The following is a 21,782-nucleotide window of genomic DNA, read 5'->3' as shown; positions in this document are numbered from 1 at the left end:
GTTAAAACTAGTCTTTTGTATAATTAGATACTGCTAACCAATGAATCCGAGTGTATTTGTTCTTAATTTGCATTATAAATGAGAAATGTATATATTCCGTATATTGATGTATAATTGTATATCCCAAATTCACATAATAGTTGCAGGTGGTGTAGTGTTTTGCTACATCATCTGTTTTTTTATGCCCAGTTGTGGCAATTTGTCAATCATATTGAAATAGTGAACAGTGATATTAATGTACACTAAATAGGTATGATATAGTCATAATCGGTTTACATCATATCTGTATCTATTTCCTATATCCCTAAACCATTACAGAATCCTGCATAAAACAGTAATACTCACTGTACAATGGTATTTTCACTACATATACAATGAGTATTATCCATTTCATTTTTATAAATGTTCCACGTTAATGTTTCACACTAATATTTTCCTGTTTTCATAATCTTTGTTAAAGGTGAGTATGGTGCATAATTTGTCCTTAAATCATCATTATCTAAATCAAGATAAGCCTTCTCGGTCACTGTAACGCTACTATGCCCTAAAATACGGCTTAGAGTATAGATATCTCCCCCATTCATAAGAAATCGTTTAGCAAAGTTATTACGAAGCATATGAGGGTGTGCATCTTTCAATCCAATTCTCATTGCATATTGTTTAAAATTAGTTTCAAAATTTCCAACTGTTAAAGGTTTTCCTTGATTAGTACAAAATAAATATTCACTATCTCTATACCGGTCTTTGAATTTTAACCATCTCTTTAAATACTTATCCATTTCTGCACTATAAAATACCATTCTGCCCTTTTTGCCTTTTGTGTTTTCAGGTGGAAGATAGATAGATTTTCTAGTCATATCAACGTCTTTAAGTTCAATTAAAAGCGTTTCCCCTAATCTCATGCCTGTATCAATAATTAATTGAATGATTGTGCAATCCCTGTACTCATGAAATTTGGAAATATCCAAAACACTAATTAGTTTTTTGAATTCTTCATCACTTATAAAGTCAACCGGCTTGCGTTCATTTGGCAGTTGCTTAACTCTGCGAATAGGATTTGCCTTAATGTAATGATTCTCATACAAATAATTAAAAAACACTTTAATATTACGCAAATAATTATTTATAGTTGTCTTGCTCATTGGTTTGTTCAAATCAGTTCTATTTTGTGGAAAATTCATATTCCTACTTTGCTCATTGACAACTATGGTGTATTTTCCTCTTTCAGATAAATACTTGACATATTCTTTAATATGCCCCTCTTTCACATCTTCCGCAGATTCTATATGATGTACTTCTACCAAGTAATGTTCAAAAATCCTTAATGCTTGCTCATAACTTTGCATTGTCTTAGGTCTTAGGTTCTGACATTGACAGTAACTCATAAAATCATCAATATCATAATCAAATTGCACCATAAAAAAAACACTCCTTCACTTTATTGAGTCGGTAAAATTGCATACCCAATAAAGTGAAGAAGTTTATCGGTAAAATTTTAAAAATTCATTGGTTTAGAAATTGATTTCACTCGTACTTTAGTATTCTTTATCGGTGTGAAATCATTACTAATAATCTCTGTTTGTCCAGTATTCAAGCATTTTTCAGTGTTAACTTGCCGTCTTCATATGGAGTCTTAGACGGTCGCTGATCATTGCGATAAATTCGCTGTTGGTCGGTTTGCCGCGTGTATTGTGAATGGTGTAACCAAAATAGGAATTCAGGATATCGACGTCGCCGCGGTCCCATGCAACTTCAATCGCGTGACGGATGGCGCGTTCCACCCGCGACGCGGTGGTTTCATACCGTTTTGCAACACTTGGATACAGTCGTTTCGTCACAGCATTAATAATATCGGGAGTTTCAATCGCCATAATGATGGAATCCCGTAAATAGTGGTAACCCTTGATATGCGCAGGAACTCCAATCTGGTGCAGAATCTCCGTAACCTGAATTTCCAGTGACGGTTCCTGTACCGGCGCCGCCTGAGGTTTTGCCGCATTTTTCGGCAGCAACCCTGAAATTGCACAGAGCTGGGCAATACGGTCAGATAAATCCGCAGCGCTAAACGGACTGATTGCAAAATAAGAGGCACCGGACATCATTACTTCCCTTTCCAGAGTCGGGCTGGTAAAATTCGAAATAATGACAAACAGCGGTTTTGTTCCGGTAAGTTTTGCCTGTGTCGCTTTCATCACGCCGATTCCATCAAGACGGGGCATAAACAGATCAGCGATCACAACATCTGGATGGAGGGTTTCAATCTTTTCCAGCAATTTCATGCCGTCTTTCTGTGTATAGATGGTCTCCATTCCGGATTCTTCAAAAACGCGGCCATAATCGCGTGAAAATTCGACACTATCATTTGCAATCAGCAGTTTTATACGCTTTTCCATATTTAGTCCCCCTAATTGATTTAATATATCGCTATATTACCATATATTGGGAATTTTGGCAATAGCTTGTAATGATATTTTTGCTAAAAAGGGGAAAAATATCTATAAAAAAGAAATTAAGATGCTTTCTTCGTTGTATTGCTGTTTACCTTTTGCGCTACGGTTAGCATATTTTCAGCAAATACACCATAGCCCCTTGTCGGGTCATTTACAAAGACATGTGTCACGGCACCAACCAATTTTCCATTTTGCAGAATGGGGCTTCCGCTCATTCCTTGAATGATACCTCCGGTTTGATTCAGCAGCTTTTGATCGGTAATATGCAGAACCAAATTTTTACTGGTAATCGAATCACGGTAATCAATTTTTTCAATTTGCACATCGTAGTATTGAGGGCCTTTACCGTCGATGGTGGTTAAGATTTTTGCGGCGCCGGGTTTCACATCCTGTTTCAGCCCGACGGGCATGGCTTTTCCTTTCGGCGCGGAATAAAGAACCCCAAACACACCGGAAGGTTCATTTGCCTGAAGGCTTCCGATTGCGTCATCCGTCGAAAAATATCCGCGCAATTCTCCCGGGGCACCCCGTTCCCCTTTGGAAATTCCATTGATGGTAACCGGAAGAATATCGCCATTGAGCAGGGGCATCAGTTCATTGGTATCGGTATCGCATACGCCGTGCCCCAAGCCGCCGAAACTTTTGGTGGCCGGATTATAAAACGTGAGCGTTCCAATGCCGGCAGTACTGTCCCGGACCCATAATCCGGCCTTGTAGGTGTTGTCTACCTGAGACAGAACCGGCTGAATGTCCACATTCATGCTCACGTTATCCCTGCGTATGGTCAGTTTCATCTTTTTTCCTTCACTTGCCGCCATAAGAGCCGCAATCTCAGAATTTGTGGTAATCGCTTTTCCATTAACCGAAGTAATTACATCCCCCACCTTAATTCCCGAAATGGAAGCGGGGTTCACGGCTCCGGAAGAAGTTTGTATATCGGCCACGCCAACAATTACAACACCGTTGGTAAACAGTTTGATTCCAAACGGTGTGCCGCATGGAATCAGCATTGGTTCGTTTACAACATTAACGTCAACCGTTTTGACTGGTACTATATTATAGAGCATCAGTTTTGCCTTATAACTTTGATTTGCCTTTGCAAGAGAGTTTTTGGAAATACTATTACCGTCCCTGACAGCCGTTATAGAAGGCATGTTCCAGTCTAAATCCTGACCGGCGGCAACCTGAAACGAATCTGGAGTAAAATAATTTGCAACGCCTATACTAATAATTAGATAAAGCGCAGCAATGGCCGCAGTTGCGGTGATGCCTTTCATAAATTTTTTCATAAATTCACCTCCTAGGCGACGCCTTATTAATCTGCCACAGGACGGTGAAAAATATTATGTCAATAATGTTTTATTTTGGGAAAAGATGGATTTCTTTTTCTGCGGACCCGCATCTTTGGGACGCAAATAGATAAAATTTCATCGGCTGGCAATAAAAACGGAGATGCTGCATAAGAAATAAGTTTCATTTTGCAGCATCTCCGTTTTCGGAAAATTCTTCCTTGGGCCATAAGCAAACCCAAACTTCGTATTTTCTTTTGTAAAAACAAATCAAGCATAATTTTCCAGCAGAATTCATTTGCCGGTTCGCTCCGCAGCAATGCTTTTAAAAGGTTCTGTCATTTAAAAAGGGATTTTATTGAAGCTCGCGTTTTGCTTTAACCTTTTTATAAATGACGATTCCGATATAAACCGCCAGGAATCCGGCAAGAACCGCAACCAGCATAGCGGTCTGGCCCGGGCCGCCCATTTTTACTTCTGCCCACAGGGTATCCAGCAGCATATTGTTGTCGTCCGGAAGATTTACAAAGGCTTCCGAACGATCCAGAATGCTCTGATCCGGATAGCGAATCGGGTCATTGACGACTTCTTCCGGAAGAAGCTTTTTCGCGGCGCTTTCCGGTGTAGAATAACCAATATAGTCCATGTTTGCCGCAGCGATCTCCGGTTCGCAGAGGAAATTGATGTATGCCTCTGCTTCTTTTTTATGCTGAGCACTGGTCGGAATGCACATGGCATCTACAAAGAAATTGGTTCCTTCTTTGGTCGGAATGGCAAAGCCAATGTCCGGATTATCCTTTACCAGTGTGGCCGCATCGCCTGCATAGTAAGGCGCAAGCCATGCTTCTCCGTTTGCCATTTTATCAAAAATCTGATCCATTACATACGCCTGAACCAGAGGTTTCTGTTTTTTCAGCAGAGAAGCCGCCTCTTCCCATTCAGACGGATTGGTGGAGTTGAAGGAGTAGCCTAGAAGTTTCTGTGCGATTCCGAAGGCGTCGCGGGGATTGTCGAACATCAATATTTTACCGGCATATTTCTCATCCCACAGGATTTTCCAACTGTCGACCTTTTCCTTTACATACTTTTTATTGTAAAAGATGCCAACCACGCCCCAGGTATAAGGCACAGAATATTCGTTGGTTTTATCGTATTCCTGATTGCGGAATTCTTCATCAATATACTGAAAATTCGGGACATTCTGAAAATCAATTTTTTGAATTAACCCCTCGTCTTTCAGCTTAGAAATCATGTAGTCCGACGGTATAATCACATCATAGCTTGCGCCGCCGCTGGCCAACTTGGAATACAGGGACTCGTTGCTGTCGAAGGTGGTATAGTTTACCTCAATCCCTGTGCGTTTGGTAAACTCCTTATTGACATCTATGGTGTCGTCCACACCGTTTGAGATATACTCGCCCCAGTTATAGACATTAATGGTTACGCCAGTCTTCGGTACGGCGGTTGCTTCGGAGGAAGCCTCCTCTGCACGGGCGGAAACCGGAAATGACATCATCAGGAGAAGCATCACGATGAAAAGAGAGAGTAGTTTTTTCTTCAACGGCCCATCTCCTCCTCCCCTGCAATCTCTGCCTTGTTCTCTTTGTTATTGCGGAAATTAATAATGAGGAGCAGCACCATAATGGTTCCAAACAAAAGCGTGGAAAGCGCGTTGATTTCCGGACTGATGCGCTTTCTGGTCATGGAATAGATAAAGATCGGCAGTGTCTGCGTAGTGCCGCTGGTAAAGTAGCTGATGACAAAATCATCAATAGAAAGGGTGAACGCCATAATCATGCCGGTAATCACACCGGGCATAATTTCCGGCAGAACCACTTTGAACAGCGCACTGACCGGATTGCAGCCAAGGTCCTGCGCCGCCTCATACAGATGGGGATCCATCTGCCGCAGTTTCGGCATGACGGAAAGAATCACATAAGGCAGACAGAACGTAATGTGTGCCAAAATCAGCGAAATCATGCCGAGCGAAGCATTTCCCATTCCGCGCGCTGCAAAGACAAACAGCAGCATCAAGGAAACGCCGGTCACGATTTCCGGGTTCACCATGGGAAAATTCGTAATGTTCATAACCACACGCTTCATCCAGCGGTTCATCGCGTTAATGCCGATAGCCGCCGAGGTGCCCAGCACAGTGGACACAACTGACGCAATCAGGGCAATCACTAACGTATTGCGAAGCGCTTCAAGCAGCATTCTGTCCTGAAACAATTTTGAGTACCACTTCATGGAAAATCCGGACCAGACGGAACGGCTCATCGTGGCGGAATCGTTAAAAGAAAAGATGATAAGGACAAAAATTGGCGCGTAAAGGAACAAAAAGATCAAAAAGATATAAAATCGGGAAAGAGTTTTCATATCATAATCCCTCCCCCGTTGCTTTCTCCATCGTCAAACTGATTCATAATGCCCATGCAGATCAGAATAATCACCATTAATACAAGGGAAATGGCAGAACCAAGATTTGGGTTGTAGGCGCTGCCCAAAAACTGCATGTCTATCAGGTCACCGATCATCAGATTCGCACCGCCACCCAGCATTTTAGAGATAATGAAGGTGCTGACTGCCGGTACAAAAACCATGGTCACGCCGGAAATCATTCCAGGAGTGCTCATAGGAAAAATCACTTTGAAAAATACCTTTCTCTGATTGGCACCCAGATCCTGAGCCGCTTCAATTACGCTTTGGTCAATTTTCGTCAGCACGGAATACAGGGGCAGAATCATATAAGGGATATAGTTGTAAACCATCCCCAGTACAACGGCGCCCTGTGTGTTGATAAGCTGAAGCTTACCAAGGCCCAGTGATGCGAGAAAGGTGTTAATGATTCCGTTGTCCTCCAGCAATGTCATCCAGGCATAGGTTCGAAGCAGGAAATTCATCCACATGGGGAGCATCACCAGCATGATCATTACACTTTGGCGCTTTGCTTTCATGTGAGAAATAATATAGGCAAGCGGATAGCCGAGAACAAGGCAAATCAGGGTAGCAAGCGCACCCAGCCAGATGGAGCGCAGAAAGACATTAGAATACTGGCCCACGCCCTCCAGATTGCGCAGGGTAAACGCTCCGCTCCGGTCTGTAAAGGCAAAGCCTATAACAAGCATCATAGGAACGACAATAAAAATCGTCATCCAAACCAGGTAGGGCGCGGCGATTGATTTTGCTTTCATTCTTATCTCTCACCCTCCTCCTCGTCCAGGACGGACGCATCGTCCATTTCATCGCTGAAAGAACTGTAATCCCCGAACATACCGGAATATTCCGACTTTTTCATAATGTGAATATCATCCGGCTGAAGCATCATGCCGATTTGTTTGCCTTCCGGCTGAAAATCGGTGGACTGTATCATCCATTTAAATCCATTTACATCCACGATGATTTCATAATGCACACCACGGAAGTTGACACTGGTAACCACACCGGAAAGGTGCCCCTCCTCCGGCTCCACCACATCAATGTCTTCCGGCCGGATGACCACGTCTACCGGCTCGTTCGGCTGAAAGCCCTTGTCCACACAACGGAATTTATGCCCGGCAAACTCCGCAACATAATCCTCACGCATCACTCCGTCCACAATATTGCTTTCACCGATAAAATCCGCAACAAACGCGTTGCGGGGTTCGTTGTAAATATCCTGCGGCGTGCCGATCTGCTGGATGATGCCCTTATCCATAACGACCACCGTGTCAGACATGGAAAGCGCTTCCTCCTGATCATGCGTAACGAACAAAAAGGTAATTCCGGTCTGCTGCTGTATTTTTTTCAGTTCCACCTGCATATCCTTGCGCAGCTTCAGGTCCAGCGCACCGAGCGGCTCGTCCAGCAAAAGCACCTTTGGTTCATTCGCGAGAGCGCGCGCAATAGCCACGCGCTGCTGCTGACCACCGGACAAAAGATTTACGTTCCGGTGGGCAAAGCCTTCCAGATTCACCATCTGAAGCATTTCGTGTACCTTGGCCTTTACCTGGCTCTCTGTTTTGCCATGGACGCGCATTCCGAACGCAACGTTATCGTATACATTCAGATGCGGAAACAGCGCGTACTTCTGGAAGATTGTGTTTACTTCCCGTTTATGCGGCGGTACATCGTTGATTTTCTTTCCACTGAAAAAAACATCGCCTGCATCTGGTCGGACAAAACCGCCGATAATCCTCAGTGTTGTGGTTTTTCCACAACCGGAAGGACCAAGAAGGGTAACAAACTCTCCATCTCGGATGTTGAGATTAAAATCCTTCAGCACGGCTTCTCCGTCAAACGATACAGCGATGTTCTGCAGAGTAATAATTGGACTTTGGGTCAATTCTGTGCATCCCCTTTGCGGTTTATAATAGTCACGTTAAGCCTTGGCGGTTAAACGCAATTCCGGCTGCGCACAAACCATTGCCCTCCGCAAAGGATTTTTCACAATCAAAGCTGACTGCGGCAATGAAACGCTGCCGATTTTCAGATGCAAACGCAACATATCAAATATAGTGTCAAAATATTGTTTTGTCAAGATATTTTTGAATAAAACAGTAAAAATCTCTCATATTTTTAATTTATCGATAGAATCATTTCTTTTTTCTCTGTTTTTCTCTGCCATTCTTTGTTTTTCAATCGAGCTATTGCTATTTCTGTAAATAGCGAATGAGAGAAAAAACACACAAAAAAGACTCCCGCGGCGAAACCGTAGGAGCCTGAATTCTAAGTATTAATTTACAGGGGCGTACCGACCCCTGCGGAATCAAAGTGATACGGAATTCCGTCAATCAGCTTATTGGCATTGACGATATACTGCCCGTTCTCATAATAGTATTCCTTCCCGTCAAACGTAACCAAACCGGTGGTCGGATATGTAATCTGCGGAAGCTTAAACCATTTTGTCCACTTTGGGCTGGAGCGACCAAACACTTTTTCATACTTGATATTTACGCCAGATTCACGGTTGTCGACCGCCATATTGTTGCCGACATACACGCCAACATGGCCCGGCTGGTACAAAATCAGTCCGTGCACCCGAGGAAGAGAAGACGAATCCGAATATTTGATTGTCCCGCTGACCTTAGCAGAGCGAAGCATGGCACTGGAACTGCCTGCAACCGACATTAACTTGGACGACGGATTGGTTTTCTCCCCAGTCCACCAAAGGTAGGATTTCACCAATCCGGAACAATCCGTAGCGCGCCGGCCGTTTACAAACTGGCCATAGCACCCCGAACGGTATTGCCAGTTTTCCCGATACGCTTTCAGTACATGCTCAGAAAGCCCAACACCCGTCTTTTCTTCGGATACTGCGGACGCAGAAACACCTACATTGGGAGTTATGACTGCAAGTACAAGGAACACCGCTACAAAAAAAGACATCAAAAACAGTTTTCGTTTCATTCTGATGACGATCCTTTCTCTGCGAGCCGTAATCTTTAACCGGTTCGGCGCCGCCCAATCTCCGTTCTGATTCCCGGCGGAAATGATCCAAATTTCAAATCACGCCAAAGTAGATTTTTTGCATATTTGTTTGTTCTCGTCCAACTTCTGTTACAATTTATTACAATGATTACAAATTGGTTACATTCTAACATAAATCTTTTTGTGTCGCAAGCCCATATAGATAAATTTGACCAATTTTTATTACAAATTTTTCTGGATTTTGTTGTTTAAATGCACAAAGGCGGCGGACAATTTGTCCGCCGCCTTCTGACTTTTGTGTATTGTATTGCAATTACAATCTATGATTTTATAGCACTTGACTATAAGAGTGCCTTAACGATTTCATCCGTATGCATTCCGCGTGAGCCTTTTACTAAAACCGCATCTCCCCCGGTCAGGGTTGCCTGAAGCAGCTCAATCGCCTGTCCGTTCTGCTCGAAATAGGAGCAGTCCAAGTTTGGATTAACGGATTTGGCGCCATTTATGATTTCCCGGGATTCCGGACCAATGGCGATTAAACGGTCCACACCACTTTTAGCAGCATAAACACCCACATTGAAGTGCGCCTTTTGGGAATATTCGCCAAGCTCCAGCATATCTGCAAGAACCGCCACCCGCTTTCCGCTGTGAAAGCTGCACAAGAGTTCCAGGCTACTGCGCATGGAATCAGGACTGGCATTGTACGAATCATCAATTACCGTGATTTCATTGACCGTATGGATTTGCTGGCGCATGGCAAGCGGACGGTAATTGGCGAGCTTTTCCGCCGCGTGGTCCACCGATACGCCCAAGGTTTTCGCAACGGCAAGCGATGCAAGGGCATTCAGAACATTGTGCATTCCAAGTACCGGAATGGTAATCTGCCTGCTGCCCTCTTTTGTACGCAGCGTAAAGGTGGTGGTTCCGGATTCACTCTGTATATCTTCGGCATAATAATCGCACCATGGCTGTGTGCCGTAAAATACGGTTTCAAACTTCGTTTTCCCGCGAAGACCAGCAAGCAATTCATCGTCCCCATTCAGGAACAGAACCGAACCCTCGTGAAATCGATCGGTAATATGAAGTTTTTCAGATAAAATATTCTGCTGGGTTTTCAGCTGCTGAATATGAGAAATTCCAATATTCGTCATAACGGCATAATCGGGTGCGGCAATTTCCGCCAGCCGGCTCATTTCCCCAAAATTGCTCATTCCCATTTCAACCACCGCAGCTTGGTGTTCCGTACAAAGCCGGAACATCGTCAAGGGCAGACCCACCTGACTGTTCTGATTTCCCTCTGTTTTCATTACGTTTCGTTCGGCAGAAAGAGCAAGTGCAACCATTTCCTTGGTTGTGGTCTTTCCCACGCTGCCGGTAATCCCCACAAACGGAATCTGAAATTTTTTCCGGTAAGCTGCGGCAATCTGCTGCAGCGCAGCCAAAGTGTCGGGCACAGCAATCCACGCATGGGCATCGTCCATTTGGCTGTGTTCCTGCGTCAGCGTCGCCGCCGCACCCGCTGCAAAGGTAGCGGTAATAAAATCGTGCGCGTCCGTGTTTTCTCCCTTAATCGGCACAAACAACGAACCCGGCGTGATTTTCCGGCTGTCTGTGCTGACGGATGTTAGAATGGTTTCCGGATTCCCGCAAAGCAGGGTTCCCCCACAGGCGCGGACGGCCTCTCCCACTGTTATTTTCATAATTCTGTTCGACCTTTCGTTTCAGTCAATTACGCCGAAATTTCCTTTCTGGCAGAAGCCCGAAGCGGAATCTGCCCGCGGCTGGTTTCTCCAGATTCAATGAGAAAGCGGATCATCGGCTCTTAAATTTTGTGATGAATAATATCCGCAATGACTTCGCGTTCATCCAAGTGATATTTTACACCGTTTATCTCCTGATAATCCTCGTGACCCTTTCCGGCCAGAACAATAATATCACCGTCCTGCGCGTTTTCCATGCAGTATTTGATGGCTTCCTTCCGGTCCGGAATGACCACATATTTGCCGTTGGTTTTGGCAAGGCCGACCTTGATATCTTCGATAATATCCATTACGTTTTCAAATCTGGAGTTATCCGCCGTAATAACGGAAAGATCAGCCATTCTGCCGCTGACCTCCCCCATTTCATACCGGCGGGAGCGCGCGCGGTTGCCGCCCGCGCCGAACATGCAGATCAAGCGGTTGGGATGGTATTCGCGGAGGGTTCCCAGAATATTCTCCATACTGAGGGCGTTATGCGCGTAATCGATGAGGAGCGTGTAATTTCCCGGAACGGGAACCGGCTCCACCCTGCCCTTAACTTTCACGATATTTAGGCCCTGCTGATAATGCTGCTCCTGCACACCGAAATGCCGGCAGACGGCGATTGCGCCAAGCGCGTTATAGATGCTGAACCGGCCCGGAATATCCACATCCACACCAAAGTTCAGCGCGCCCTCTACATTAAAATGAACACCCACATAGCCTGGACGGGAGATTAACCTTTCCCCCGAAGCACGAAGCTCTGCTTGTGAAGAAAAGCCATAGGTTTCCAGTTTGCAGGTATGATTCGCGGTAATGCCCTTCCAGTTTTCATCGTCGATATTGACGATTCCCGTTTTGCACTGGCGGAACAGCATGTTTTTGCACTGCATATACTCTTCCAAAGAAGCATGTTCGCTGCCCCCAATGTGGTCGGGAGAGAAATTGGTAAAAAGACCGATGTCAAAAGTAAACCCGGACACACGGTGATCCTTTAACCCAATGGAGGAGGCCTCAATCACTGCGGCTTTGCAGCCTGCGTCCGCCATCTGCCGCAGGTAGCGCTGTACATCATAGGATTCCGGCGTCGTGTTTTCCGTTTGAATCACCTGTTCCCCGATCATAATACCAACCGTGCCGATCAGGCCGGTTTTAATGCCGGCGGCTTCCAGGATGGAACGGATCATGTAGGAAGTAGTGGTCTTCCCTTTCGTACCGGTAATCCCGACCACGGTAAGTTTCTCTGCCGGATGCCCGAAATACGCGGCGGAAAGTACCGCCAGCGCGTAGCGCGTATTTTCCACCATCACCACTGGCGCGCCAGAAACTTGGACTTCATGCTGCGCAATAATCGCAGCAGCACCCGCATCGGCGGCCTGCTGGGCAAACTCATGGCTGTCAATTCGGGAACCGCACAGACAAACAAAAGCACAGCCCTTTGTTACCTTTCGGGAATCAATCACGATATCGGTAATTTCCTGCTCTGTGCTCCCAGAGCAGGTATATGGTAAACCAATCAGCAAATCTGCAAGACGCATGGTATTTCCTCCAAAAAACTTTAATATATTTTTGATCATACAATAATACTTTTCCAAAGTCAATTGCATAATTTTTAAGGCAAAGAATTATAATAAATAATATGACACTTTCCAGATTTTGTATAAAAAACATACTTCCCCTGATTTTTGTCTGATTACGCCCCGTTTACAATATGTTAAATTAAGGACGTAGCATTTTACCGTTTTCCAGGTATCCATGAAAGCGGTAGGAACGCTGCCGGTGATATTCTAATTTAACATAGAAATCATTCGAACCACAAAATTTTTTCTGAAAGGAAGAATAGGAAATGGGTATCGTCAATGAGAAGCTGGAAGCTTTCGGGCTCAAAAAGGTTCTTGGCTATCTGGACAGCAATCCTGAGGAAAACGTTCCAAAACTCATCGGCTGGCTGCGCAAACTGGACAGCGATGGATTTTTCAACAACACTTACGATATGATCGAAGAATTCATGAAAGATCCGGATAACAACTGGAACCGGCTGATCAAAAGCATGTATACAGAAATCGACGACGGCGTACGCAAAAAGCTGTTTGAGAATTTCCTCGTAAACTCTGCTATTATCGGTTCCCAGAAGAAAAATAAATGCGAAGAAAAATACAACTGCAACATTCCGTGGGCAATCCTGATGGACCCCACGTCTGCCTGCAACCTGCACTGCACGGGCTGCTGGGCCGCGGATTACGGAAACAAGCTCAATATGAGCTTTGAAACGTTGGATAGCATCATTGAGCAAGGTAAAAAGCTTGGAACCTACATGTATATTTATTCCGGCGGCGAACCACTGGTGCGGAAAGATGACATCATCCGCCTGTGCGAAAAACATAACGACTGCGAATTCCTGGCCTTTACAAACGGTACGCTGATCGACGAAAAATTTGCGGACGAAATGCTGCGTGTGAAAAACTTCGTTCCCGCCATCAGTATTGAAGGCTTTGAAGAAGAAACCGACTTTCGCCGGGGCAAAGGGACCTATCGGAAGGTCATCGAAGCCATGGATTTGCTGAGGACAAAGCGGCTTCCGTTTGGCGCATCCCTCTGCTACACCAGCAAAAATACGGAAAACATCGGCAGTGAAGAATACATTGACTTCCTGATTGAACACGGCTGCAAATTCGCATGGTTCTTTACTTACATGCCGGTCGGCGTAGACGCGGTGCCGGAACTAATGGCCACACCGCAGCAGCGCAAATTCATGTATGACCAGATTCGTAAGTTCCGCGGGACAAAGCCGCTGTTTACCATGGACTTCTGGAACGACGGCGAATATGTGAACGGGTGCATCGCAGGCGGACGGTGCTATCTGCACATCAACGCAAACGGAGATGTAGAACCCTGCGCGTTTATCCATTATGCGGATTCCAATATCAAAGAAAAAACATTGCTGGAAGCGCTACAGTCCCCTCTGTTCATGCAGTACCGCAAAAACCAGCCATTCAACAACAATATGCTCCAACCCTGTCCGCTGCTTGACAATCCCGGCCGCCTGACAGACATGGTGCAGAAATCCGGCGCGGTGTCAACCGATATGCAGCATCCGGAAGACGTAGAAGCCCTAAGCAAAAAATGCGAGGACGCAGCGCATCAGTGGGAACCGGTGGCAGAAGAGCTCTGGAACGCCAGCGAAGGCCGCGAAAGATCAGAGGAAAAGGTTCGTAAGGAATTAGAACGAAAAGCAAAAATCGCGGAAAAAGCCGCCAAAAAAGTAAAAGTAAAAGCAGGTTAAGAAGTCTCAACCGCACTGGGGGAATAGTGAAAATTCCACCGGTGCGGTTTTCACAAAAACCTCCGGACGAAATAGGAGCCTGAATGCGTAACCATACCATTCAGGCTCTTTCCATATCCGCATTTTTATATCTGTTTTTCGGCACCCCGGTTACAGGTAAAAGGTGCTTACCGCCATGAGATAAACAGCTGAATAATAAAATGCCATTAAAAGCCGATCACGCCATTGCACCGGCTTGCCAAAGGTATTTTGGGCAAGCATTGTATCGGAAATTAGGAACAGTACCGCACCCACAGCCAGCAGTATAGTACCGGAAAGGTAAACCGAAAACGGAAGCAGCAGCGCCATAGAAACCATAAAGGCCAGCGCCAGCGCATAAGCCCCGCAGCAAATCAGCCGGTTCAAAGGATAGGAAAAAGAAGGTTTTAAAATCAGAGCTTCGAGGATCAGAATTCCGAAAAAAAGGAGGATACTGACCCAGTGAAACGGCGCCAACGTAAAGTAATAGGCAATCAGGCACAGCTGCGCAACCAGAAAAACCAAAGTTCCGGCCTCGAAACGGATGCCAATAACCACATCGGCCGCCATACACAGGAATATACCGGTAAAAAGCAGCCAGTACACACCGGCTGGGGCCCGGCGAAGCAGCGCATACAGACAAAGTAAAACCGGAACCAGCGTGCCGGAGGCTTTATAAATCAGCGCGACCTTATTGTCTTTATAGTCTTTGCGATGATGGAAATACCGGTCAAAAAAGAAACCCATAGCTGCGACAGAAAGGATGCAAAGGGTAATACTCATACTAAGAAAACCCCTTTTCTATTTTTTGTCCTCCATCAGTGCGTAAAGCTTGTTGATCTCCTCTTCATTGGTATAATCGGATTTTTCCAATTCTGCAATGAACGCCGCACGGCGTTCTTCATGCAAAAGTAAATCCTCCAGACCCTTTTCAACTCCCTCGCTCGTCATCGGAACAATCAACCCGTTGCGCCCTGAATCAATCTGGTCCGCCGCCGTTGAAAAATTCGTCAGAAGAATCGGCCTGCACATCACCATTGCCTCATCTACGGCAATGGACTTTCCTTCAAACCGGGATGGCTGAAGGTAAATATCGCAGGATTTCAGGAACGGGTACGGGTTTGGCCGTTCCCCGAGGAAAACGACCGTATCCTGGATTTCTAGGCGTTCGATCATCTCCTTTAAAGCAGCTTCTTCCGGGCCGATTCCAATGATGTACCACTTGAAGTCAAACCCTTTTTTCTTCAGCGCGGCAATCGCTGGAATCGCAATATCAAGTCCCTTTTGATGGGAAAGACGCGCAATGCTCAAAATCCGCGTGCCGTGATAGGAAGAATCGAAATCGACCGGTTCCTCCGCCATGCTGCGCATAAACTTCGCTGAAATTATATTATAGATAACATGAAACTTATTCCGGAATTCCGGGAACGTTTCATCCAGCGCGGTTTTGCACGATTCTGACACCGTACATAGTGCGTCCAACCGGCGGATAAAGTCATAATCGTAAATCTTGCTGAGCCCCATGGCCTTATAATCGCCGTGAATGAACCCGATTTTCGTGCGGCTTTTCACCTTGGAAACCACATAATAAATCGGCTGACCCTCCATAAAAGCCACAGCCGCGTCATATTCCTTCCGGTTTGTGCGGGCAAAACGCCGCTCGATGTTCCACATGTTGGCCAGTCGTTCGCCCATGGTGCCGCGCAGGCTGACAATGGTAACCAACATACGGCAGACAGCCAAAAGCGGATGCCCTTTTTGAAGCAGTTTTGGGAACGCCTTGCGAATGTTCAGCTTATATTCCGGAGGAAAAATCGGCGGGAGCAGGTTCACCTGTTTTGGGACGCGATTTAAAAACAAGCCTTCATTGACAAAAAGCTGCAAGTCCACATCGTACCGGTCATAATCAAACAGGTTCAACAGTGTGACAAGGCTTTTTTCAATTCCTCCGCTGTGCAGGCTGTAATTCACAAACAAGATTTTCTTTTTTTCGGGCATTTCCGGTATCATTGACATCATTTTTTCCTCACGTTTATGGATAAAGTATAGGAATACAAACGGTAAAACACATATACAAAAAATGGGTTTCCCATACGAATCAGGCGCAAAATCAACCGGTCCGCACGAGTGCCGCTTTCCAGATAATGTGATTTCGCGGCCTGCCTGAGAAGCGGATTGCGCAGAATGCCCCGTACCTCACGGTAACGTTCCGAAAAGCGGACCTTATTCTGCGGGCTGAAACAGTTGACAAAGGAGGAATGGGCGGCGCTCCGGAGCAACCACGCTTGGTGCCGCTCGGCATATTTTTCATAAAGGTTTCGGCTTTCCAAAAACTCTTTCACAATCTGATAACATTCCGCCATCATTTCCATTCTGTGGGGACGGTAACGGATACTGAGCGACTGTGGGTTATAGCGGTAATGGTAAAAAGCACCGCCGACGAACAACACGCGCTTTGCAAGGGCGTGCGCCTTAATGCTGACCGGAAGATCTTCAAGCATGATTTCCTGTTCGTTATAATAAGAAAGCTGGTTCTGTAAAAACCACTCGCGGCGGTACATCCTCCTCCAAGCACAGCCAAGCATTTCCACTTTACGCCAGTCGGTATCCGCAGGGTCTGGACCAATCAGCTGCCTCAGCACCGTTTCCTGAATTTCAAGCCCGAAATCCGGGTAGTTTATGGGCAGCCTGCAAACCCTTTGTTCCCCGTTGTTCGTATTTTCCCTCACATAATTAAAAACCACCAGATCGGAATGATACTCTTCCGCGCAGGCGCACAGATTCGTGAGCATCCCGGAGTCGATCCAGTCATCAGAATCAATAAAGATTAAATACTTACCGGAAGCGCGGGCAACGCCGTAATTTCGCGTATCCCCCAGCCCCCCGTGCGGCTTGTCATACACCTTTACGCGCGGATCCTTTTCGTATGTACGCGCGATTTCGAGAGAACGGTCTGTTGATGCATCGTTAATCAGCAATATTTCAATATCATCCAGCGTCTGTGCCAGAATGCTTTCCACGCACTGCGCAAGATACTTTTCCACGTTATAAACAGGTACTATTACACTTACCTTCGGCAAATTAAGGCCTCCGTTTTTTGACGGCAAAAAGAATTCAGCCCTTTCTTGGGCCACCGCCGTATTTTCCGTGACCGCGATTGCTCCGACCGGCAGCCAGAGAAATCCGCGGCTCTGGCAGAAACGCACAGGCCGATAAAATTTTGCCTGAAAAGGGCCTGCGCTTTCCATCCAGTTTATTTCTTCATTCACAAGACTCAATATTGTCAGATGTAGAAATTATATCATTTGCTTAATTTGATTACAAGATGAATTTGTGCAGTATCGTTACAATAGGTTGAAATGCATGATTTCCTATGGTATTCTTTAGTAAATGTTAATATGGAGGAGTTCCATGAAAGACTGTCTTGTTTTGCTGACCAAAACCTACCCCTTTGACAAAGGGGAAGAATTTATAGAAAATGAAGTTCCCATCTTAGCCCAGTCGTTTCATCAGGTTATACTGATTGCGACAAGCACCGGGGACAAGCCTGTTCAAACCAGAAAAACCGCCGACAACGTCCGTGTGTTCTCCGTGCCCGCTTCAAAAATACGGAAGGGGCTCCCTTCTACTGCTGTAAAGTATTTCCCCTTTTCTGGATTTAAAGGATTGTGTGACGCACAGGAGAAAACACTGCTTGGCCACTCTTTGAAAAAAAGATTATTCCTAACTTATTTTCTGGCGAAGGCTGACCTTGTCTGCCGGGAAGCAACTGAACTTCTGCAAAGCTGCAATCTGGAACAATACGACCGTGTAACCTTCTACAGCTACTGGTTCTATGATACCGCCGTCGCCGCAATCCGGTTGAAAGAACAGTGCGCCGCTGCCGTAAAACGCGTGGTCAGCCGCGCGCATGGTTATGACCTTTACCCGTATCGCAATCCAATGAATTATCTGCCCATGCGCGGTTACATCTTGCAGCATATCGACGCTTTGTACCCCTGCTCTGAAAATGGCAGCAGCTTTTTGAAAGAGCGTTATCCCGAATATTCGGATAAAATCCACACCGCATACCTTGGAACAAAGGATTTTGGAGTATCCACATCGAAGGAGGAAACTGCGTTCCATCTTGTCAGCTGCTGCCATATTGTTCCGGTAAAACGGGTGGAGCTTTTGGCACAGGCTTTGGCATGCCTGAAAGACAGCGGACTGAAGCTGGAATGGACTCATTTCGGCGGCGGTGAAGGGCTGAATCGTTTGAAGGAGTACGCGGACAGTGCCCTTTCGTTTATGAAGTGTGAATTCAGCGGGGAAATTCAAAACGAGAAGCTGATGGAATACTATCAAAAGAATTCCGTGGATTTATTTGTAAACACCAGCAGCTCCGAAGGACTGCCGGTCAGCATTATGGAAGCCTGTTCGTTCGGGATTCCAGCGCTTGCAACCAACGTAGGAGGAACCGGAGAAATTGTGCAAAACGGAATTACCGGTTTTTTGGTCAGCGCCGATGTTACCGCGGAAGAATTAGCGGAAAAAATAAAAGAAGCCGTTCTGCTGCCCAAGGAACAAATGCAGCAGCTGCGGGAAAACTGCCGGGAAGAATGGCAGAAAAAATTCTGCGCACAAGACAACTTCCGAAGGTTTGCGGAAGAAATAAAAGCGAAGTAGAAAAATCCGGGCTGTTCGCAGGCAGCTCGGATTTTTTACATAATCCAATATTTACCGCACATACTAATGCTACTTGCAACAGCAATTTGATTTATTTAAGTTAGTAAAGCGGTGACTAATATGACAGTATCATTTATCAGAACCTTACTGCTCTACATAGTGATTATAGTAGCAGTAAGGCTAATGGGAAAACGACAGATCAGCGAACTGCAGACAAGCGAGTTGGTAGTTACGCTCTTAATTTCCGACATAGCGGCCATTCCCATGCAGGATACCGGCCAGCCGCTGGTCAGCGGTCTGCTGCCCATTGCAGCCTTGGTGATGTGCGAGATCGTCGTATCCTGCGGAATGGTTAAAAACGCGAAATTCCGCAAGATCATCTGCGGAAGTCCAATTATCGTAATCAACGACGGCCGAGTGGATCAGAAAGAAATGCGACGCCTTCGCATGACCACGGAAGACTTAATGGAAGAGCTTCGTCTGAAAGATATTTTCAGTCTGGAAGACGTAGCGTACGGGATTGTTGAAACGAACGGCAAAATGAGCATCATAAAAAAGCCTGACAAATCAACCCCTACTGCCGGAATGCTGGGAATCGCTGTGCCGGATACTGGTATTGAAACCGTCGTCATCAGCGACGGCGTTATTTATGACTCCGCCCTCTCCCTCTGCGGGAAAAACCGGGACTGGCTGAACGGCGTACTGAACGGGAAAAAGATTAAGGCGGAGGATATTTTTATTATGACCGCTAACCGGAAAGGCGATTTTAATATTATTAAAAAGGATGCGTCAAAATGAAACGAATCTGGGTTTCCGGAATTATTTTCGTGCTTTTACTTGCCATGTGCATTTTCGGTATTATCAACACGCAAAAAGTCAGTTCCGAGGTAGAACAAACCATCGAGTTGGCAAAACAGGCCGCAGAGGTGGGTGACCTGAAAACCGCTTATCAGATGAGCCAGAAAGCAGTTGCAGACTGGCACCAAAAGCACAAAATTCTCTGCGTTTACATGTCTCATGCAAAACTGGAAGCGATTGACCAGACTCTGGCCGTCCTGCCCGCTCTGGTAAAAAACGAGGCAAACGAACAGTTCGAGGGAGAATGCGACCGCGGAATCACACAAATTCAGTATCTGAACGAATCGGAAATTCCGACCATCCAGAATATATTCTAGGTAAGCGCTGATTGAGTCGTAAGGCAGCAATTTAAAGCAACAAATTTCCTTGTCATGAGCGGTAACAGTGTAACGAATTAAAAACATCGGCTGGAAAACTCCGGCCGATGTTTTTAATTCGATTTATTTTTGATCATACGGTTCAGTTCTTCCATAAAGGTATTAATATCTTTGAACTGACGGTACACAGAAGCAAACCTCACATAGGCAACCTCGTCCACATCTTTCAGCTTCTCCATCGCATACTTTCCGATTAGGCTGGAAGGGACTTCTCGATCCAGTGAATTCTGTAGCATATTCTGAATTTCGTCTACAATCCGCTCCAGAGTATCCAGTGAAACAGGCCGCTTTTCACAGGCACGCAAAAGCCCGTTCAACAGCTTGTTCCGGTCAAACGCTTCTCTGGACCGGTCTTTCTTGACCACAATAATAGGAACCGTTTCAATTACTTCATAAGTGGTAAAACGTTTCTGACAGCTTAGGCACTCCCGACGGCGCCGGATTCGTTCCCCTTCATCAGTCGGACGGGAGTCAATCACTTTGGATTCTGTATAGCCGCAGTATGGACAGCGCATCGCGGAATCACCTCAACTATATTTTGTATAATTATAACATAAATACCGCAATTTAATCAAGTAGTATATACATCAAATCATGAAATAAAATCAAGAAATTAGTCGTTCTGTGAAGTGTTTTGCCGTTTCCAGCTCCTGCATCGAGCTGAAACTGTCCCGATATACCTCAATGATCAAGTCGCCGTCATAACCGAATCCCTTCAGCTTCCGGACCAGAAGATCAAAATCCATGGTGCCAAAACCCGGCAGCAGACAGTCGCAGCCTTTCCGATTGTCATTTAAATGAATATGAATCATTTGCTCCCCCATGGCATCGCACAGTTCAAACGGGTTCTTTCCGGCGCGTACCGCCTGTTTAATATCCAGCACAAAAGCGCAGTCATTATTCAGGTACTGACGCATCCGACGGATCAGCCCGGGGTCATCGCTGCGGAAGGAATTCACATTCTCCTGCGCTACGGTAACGCCGAACGTTTGTCCCAGCGCAAACAGCCTTGCATAATGTTCAAAGTACTGCTCTTCCGTAATGCGGCTCCTCTTTTCCGACCGCTGCCCGTGAAGAACCAAAATATGCGCCCCCAACCGGTTCGCGGCCTCGAAAAAGCGCTTATACAGTTCAAGCCCATCCAAAAACCTTCGCTCATAATCCGAAAACAACAAAAAGCTTTCAAACCCCGAGGTAAACGGGTGGACTGATTTTACACAGCTGCCGCTGTCATCGATCATCTTCCTCAATTCGGACAGATATTCCGGCTGAAGCTCGCTGAATGTATTGATAAAGACTTCGAACACATGGAAATCCATGCCAATCAGAAGCGGCAGGGATTTTTCCAGTTCCATCGGATATAAACACGCGGTAGAAATTCCAGATCGCATTCGTTCTCCTCCATCTCCGTACCGAATAGTAACGTTTCATTTCTGCCGCCGGAAGGAATCATTTTAACCGGAAACGGCCTTATTGAAAAACGCATTCATAGAACAGCTGACAAACATGGCACGGAAACGCCGGAGCTGCCTCCTGCCAACAAAAAATACAGATATTTTATTAAAATTATATTCCGCCATATAATTTTTGTCCAGTTTAATTTCTGAATTACCGGGTACGATAAGAAATAGCCGCAAAACCCGGAACACCGTTCAGGGATTTTGCCGCGAAAGTGCAGCAACGCCGCGGGTTCCAGC

The 21,782-nt window shown here is 45.8% G+C and carries 19 protein-coding genes; 4 read left to right on the top strand and 15 right to left on the bottom strand.

The genetic code is table 11. The features are described from left to right. Positions 1 to 425: 425 nt before the first annotated feature. From ACSVDI_RS07725 to ACSVDI_RS07680, 10 genes are all read right to left on the bottom strand, one after another. Positions 426 to 1,418, bottom strand: coding sequence for a tyrosine-type recombinase/integrase (locus ACSVDI_RS07725; protein ID WP_457941922.1), 993 nt, complete (start codon positions 1,416 to 1,418; stop codon positions 426 to 428). Positions 1,419 to 1,607: 189 nt separating this feature from the next. Next, positions 1,608 to 2,393: a sporulation transcription factor Spo0A gene (gene spo0A, locus ACSVDI_RS07720; protein WP_457941920.1), complete on the bottom strand. Its 786-nt coding sequence runs from the start codon at positions 2,391 to 2,393 to the stop codon at positions 1,608 to 1,610. Positions 2,394 to 2,509: 116 nt separating this feature from the next. Continuing rightward, complete coding sequence (spoIVB, locus tag ACSVDI_RS07715) at positions 2,510 to 3,739, bottom strand: SpoIVB peptidase (RefSeq protein ID WP_457941918.1); 1,230 nt, start codon at positions 3,737 to 3,739, stop codon at positions 2,510 to 2,512. Between the two features lie 355 nt (positions 3,740 to 4,094). Further along, complete coding sequence (locus ACSVDI_RS07710) at positions 4,095 to 5,300, bottom strand: ABC transporter substrate-binding protein (protein WP_457941916.1); 1,206 nt, start codon at positions 5,298 to 5,300, stop codon at positions 4,095 to 4,097. Then, positions 5,297 to 6,115 carry an ABC transporter permease gene (locus ACSVDI_RS07705; RefSeq protein ID WP_457941914.1) on the bottom strand — a complete coding sequence of 273 codons (819 nt, stop codon included), beginning with the start codon at positions 6,113 to 6,115 and terminating at the stop codon, positions 5,297 to 5,299. Before ACSVDI_RS07705 ends, ACSVDI_RS07710 begins: the two co-directional genes overlap by 4 nt. Continuing rightward, positions 6,112 to 6,930 carry an ABC transporter permease gene (locus tag ACSVDI_RS07700; protein WP_457941912.1) on the bottom strand — a complete coding sequence of 273 codons (819 nt, stop codon included), beginning with the start codon at positions 6,928 to 6,930 and terminating at the stop codon, positions 6,112 to 6,114. Before ACSVDI_RS07700 ends, ACSVDI_RS07705 begins: the two co-directional genes overlap by 4 nt. A 2-nt stretch (positions 6,931 to 6,932) precedes the next feature. Further along, positions 6,933 to 8,060, bottom strand: coding sequence for a spermidine/putrescine ABC transporter ATP-binding protein (potA, locus tag ACSVDI_RS07695; RefSeq protein WP_457941911.1), 1,128 nt, complete (start codon positions 8,058 to 8,060; stop codon positions 6,933 to 6,935). 395 nt (positions 8,061 to 8,455) lie between these two features. After that, positions 8,456 to 9,124: an NlpC/P60 family protein gene (locus ACSVDI_RS07690; protein ID WP_457941910.1), complete on the bottom strand. Its 669-nt coding sequence runs from the start codon at positions 9,122 to 9,124 to the stop codon at positions 8,456 to 8,458. 362 nt (positions 9,125 to 9,486) lie between these two features. Further along, positions 9,487 to 10,845 (bottom strand): UDP-N-acetylmuramoyl-tripeptide--D-alanyl-D-alanine ligase, encoded by a 1,359-nt coding sequence (locus ACSVDI_RS07685; RefSeq protein WP_457941909.1) that lies wholly within the window; start codon positions 10,843 to 10,845, stop codon positions 9,487 to 9,489. Between the two features lie 122 nt (positions 10,846 to 10,967). After that, positions 10,968 to 12,422, bottom strand: a complete 1,455-nt coding sequence (locus tag ACSVDI_RS07680; RefSeq protein ID WP_457941907.1) for a UDP-N-acetylmuramoyl-L-alanyl-D-glutamate--2,6-diaminopimelate ligase — start codon at positions 12,420 to 12,422, stop codon at positions 10,968 to 10,970. A 308-nt stretch (positions 12,423 to 12,730) separates the two neighbouring features. Between ACSVDI_RS07680 and ACSVDI_RS07675 the strand changes: the two genes are divergently transcribed. Continuing rightward, positions 12,731 to 14,167, top strand: a complete 1,437-nt coding sequence (locus ACSVDI_RS07675) for a radical SAM protein (RefSeq protein ID WP_457941905.1) — start codon at positions 12,731 to 12,733, stop codon at positions 14,165 to 14,167. 150 nt (positions 14,168 to 14,317) lie between these two features. Here ACSVDI_RS07675 and ACSVDI_RS07670 read toward each other — a convergent pair whose 3' ends face one another. The 3 genes from ACSVDI_RS07670 to ACSVDI_RS07660 are packed head-to-tail and all read right to left on the bottom strand — an operon-like array spanning position 14,318 to position 17,265. After that, entirely contained in the window at positions 14,318 to 14,968 is a 651-nt protein-coding gene (locus ACSVDI_RS07670) for a lysoplasmalogenase family protein (RefSeq protein WP_457941903.1), read from the bottom strand. A gap of 18 nt (positions 14,969 to 14,986) precedes the next feature. Beyond that, complete coding sequence (locus ACSVDI_RS07665) at positions 14,987 to 16,204, bottom strand: glycosyltransferase (RefSeq protein ID WP_457941901.1); 1,218 nt, start codon at positions 16,202 to 16,204, stop codon at positions 14,987 to 14,989. Then, entirely contained in the window at positions 16,201 to 17,265 is a 1,065-nt protein-coding gene (locus tag ACSVDI_RS07660; RefSeq protein ID WP_457941899.1) for a glycosyltransferase family 2 protein, read from the bottom strand. The genes ACSVDI_RS07665 and ACSVDI_RS07660 overlap by 4 nt, the downstream gene beginning before the upstream one ends. Before the next feature lie 331 nt (positions 17,266 to 17,596). On the opposite strand from ACSVDI_RS07660, the gene ACSVDI_RS07655 reads away from it, so the two are divergent. The 3 genes from ACSVDI_RS07655 to ACSVDI_RS07645 all read left to right on the top strand — a co-directional run bounded on the left by ACSVDI_RS07655 (position 17,597) and on the right by ACSVDI_RS07645 (position 20,025). Continuing rightward, the gene (locus ACSVDI_RS07655; protein WP_457941897.1) at positions 17,597 to 18,850 is read left to right on the top strand and encodes a glycosyltransferase; all 1,254 of its coding nucleotides are present in this window, start codon (positions 17,597 to 17,599) and stop codon (positions 18,848 to 18,850) included. 183 nt (positions 18,851 to 19,033) lie between these two features. Then, a complete protein-coding gene (locus ACSVDI_RS07650) occupies positions 19,034 to 19,648 on the top strand; it encodes a DUF421 domain-containing protein (protein WP_457941896.1) in 615 nt (204 codons plus the stop codon). Then, positions 19,645 to 20,025, top strand: a complete 381-nt coding sequence (locus ACSVDI_RS07645; protein WP_457941894.1) for a DUF4363 family protein — start codon at positions 19,645 to 19,647, stop codon at positions 20,023 to 20,025. The genes ACSVDI_RS07650 and ACSVDI_RS07645 overlap by 4 nt, the downstream gene beginning before the upstream one ends. 113 nt (positions 20,026 to 20,138) lie before the next feature. On the opposite strand, the gene nrdR is transcribed toward ACSVDI_RS07645, so the two are convergent. Together nrdR and ACSVDI_RS07635 are read right to left on the bottom strand one after the other, a co-directional pair. Continuing rightward, a complete protein-coding gene (nrdR, locus tag ACSVDI_RS07640; RefSeq protein WP_457941892.1) occupies positions 20,139 to 20,600 on the bottom strand; it encodes a transcriptional regulator NrdR in 462 nt (153 codons plus the stop codon). 90 nt (positions 20,601 to 20,690) lie between these two features. Continuing rightward, entirely contained in the window at positions 20,691 to 21,476 is a 786-nt protein-coding gene (locus ACSVDI_RS07635) for a sugar phosphate isomerase/epimerase family protein (RefSeq protein WP_457941890.1), read from the bottom strand. Positions 21,477 to 21,782 lie beyond the last annotated feature (306 nt).

This window comes from Caproiciproducens sp. LBM24188 (assembly GCF_054130445.1).
The sequence above is the reverse complement of the archived record's forward strand: the minus strand, read 5'-3'. Positions and strand labels throughout refer to the sequence as shown.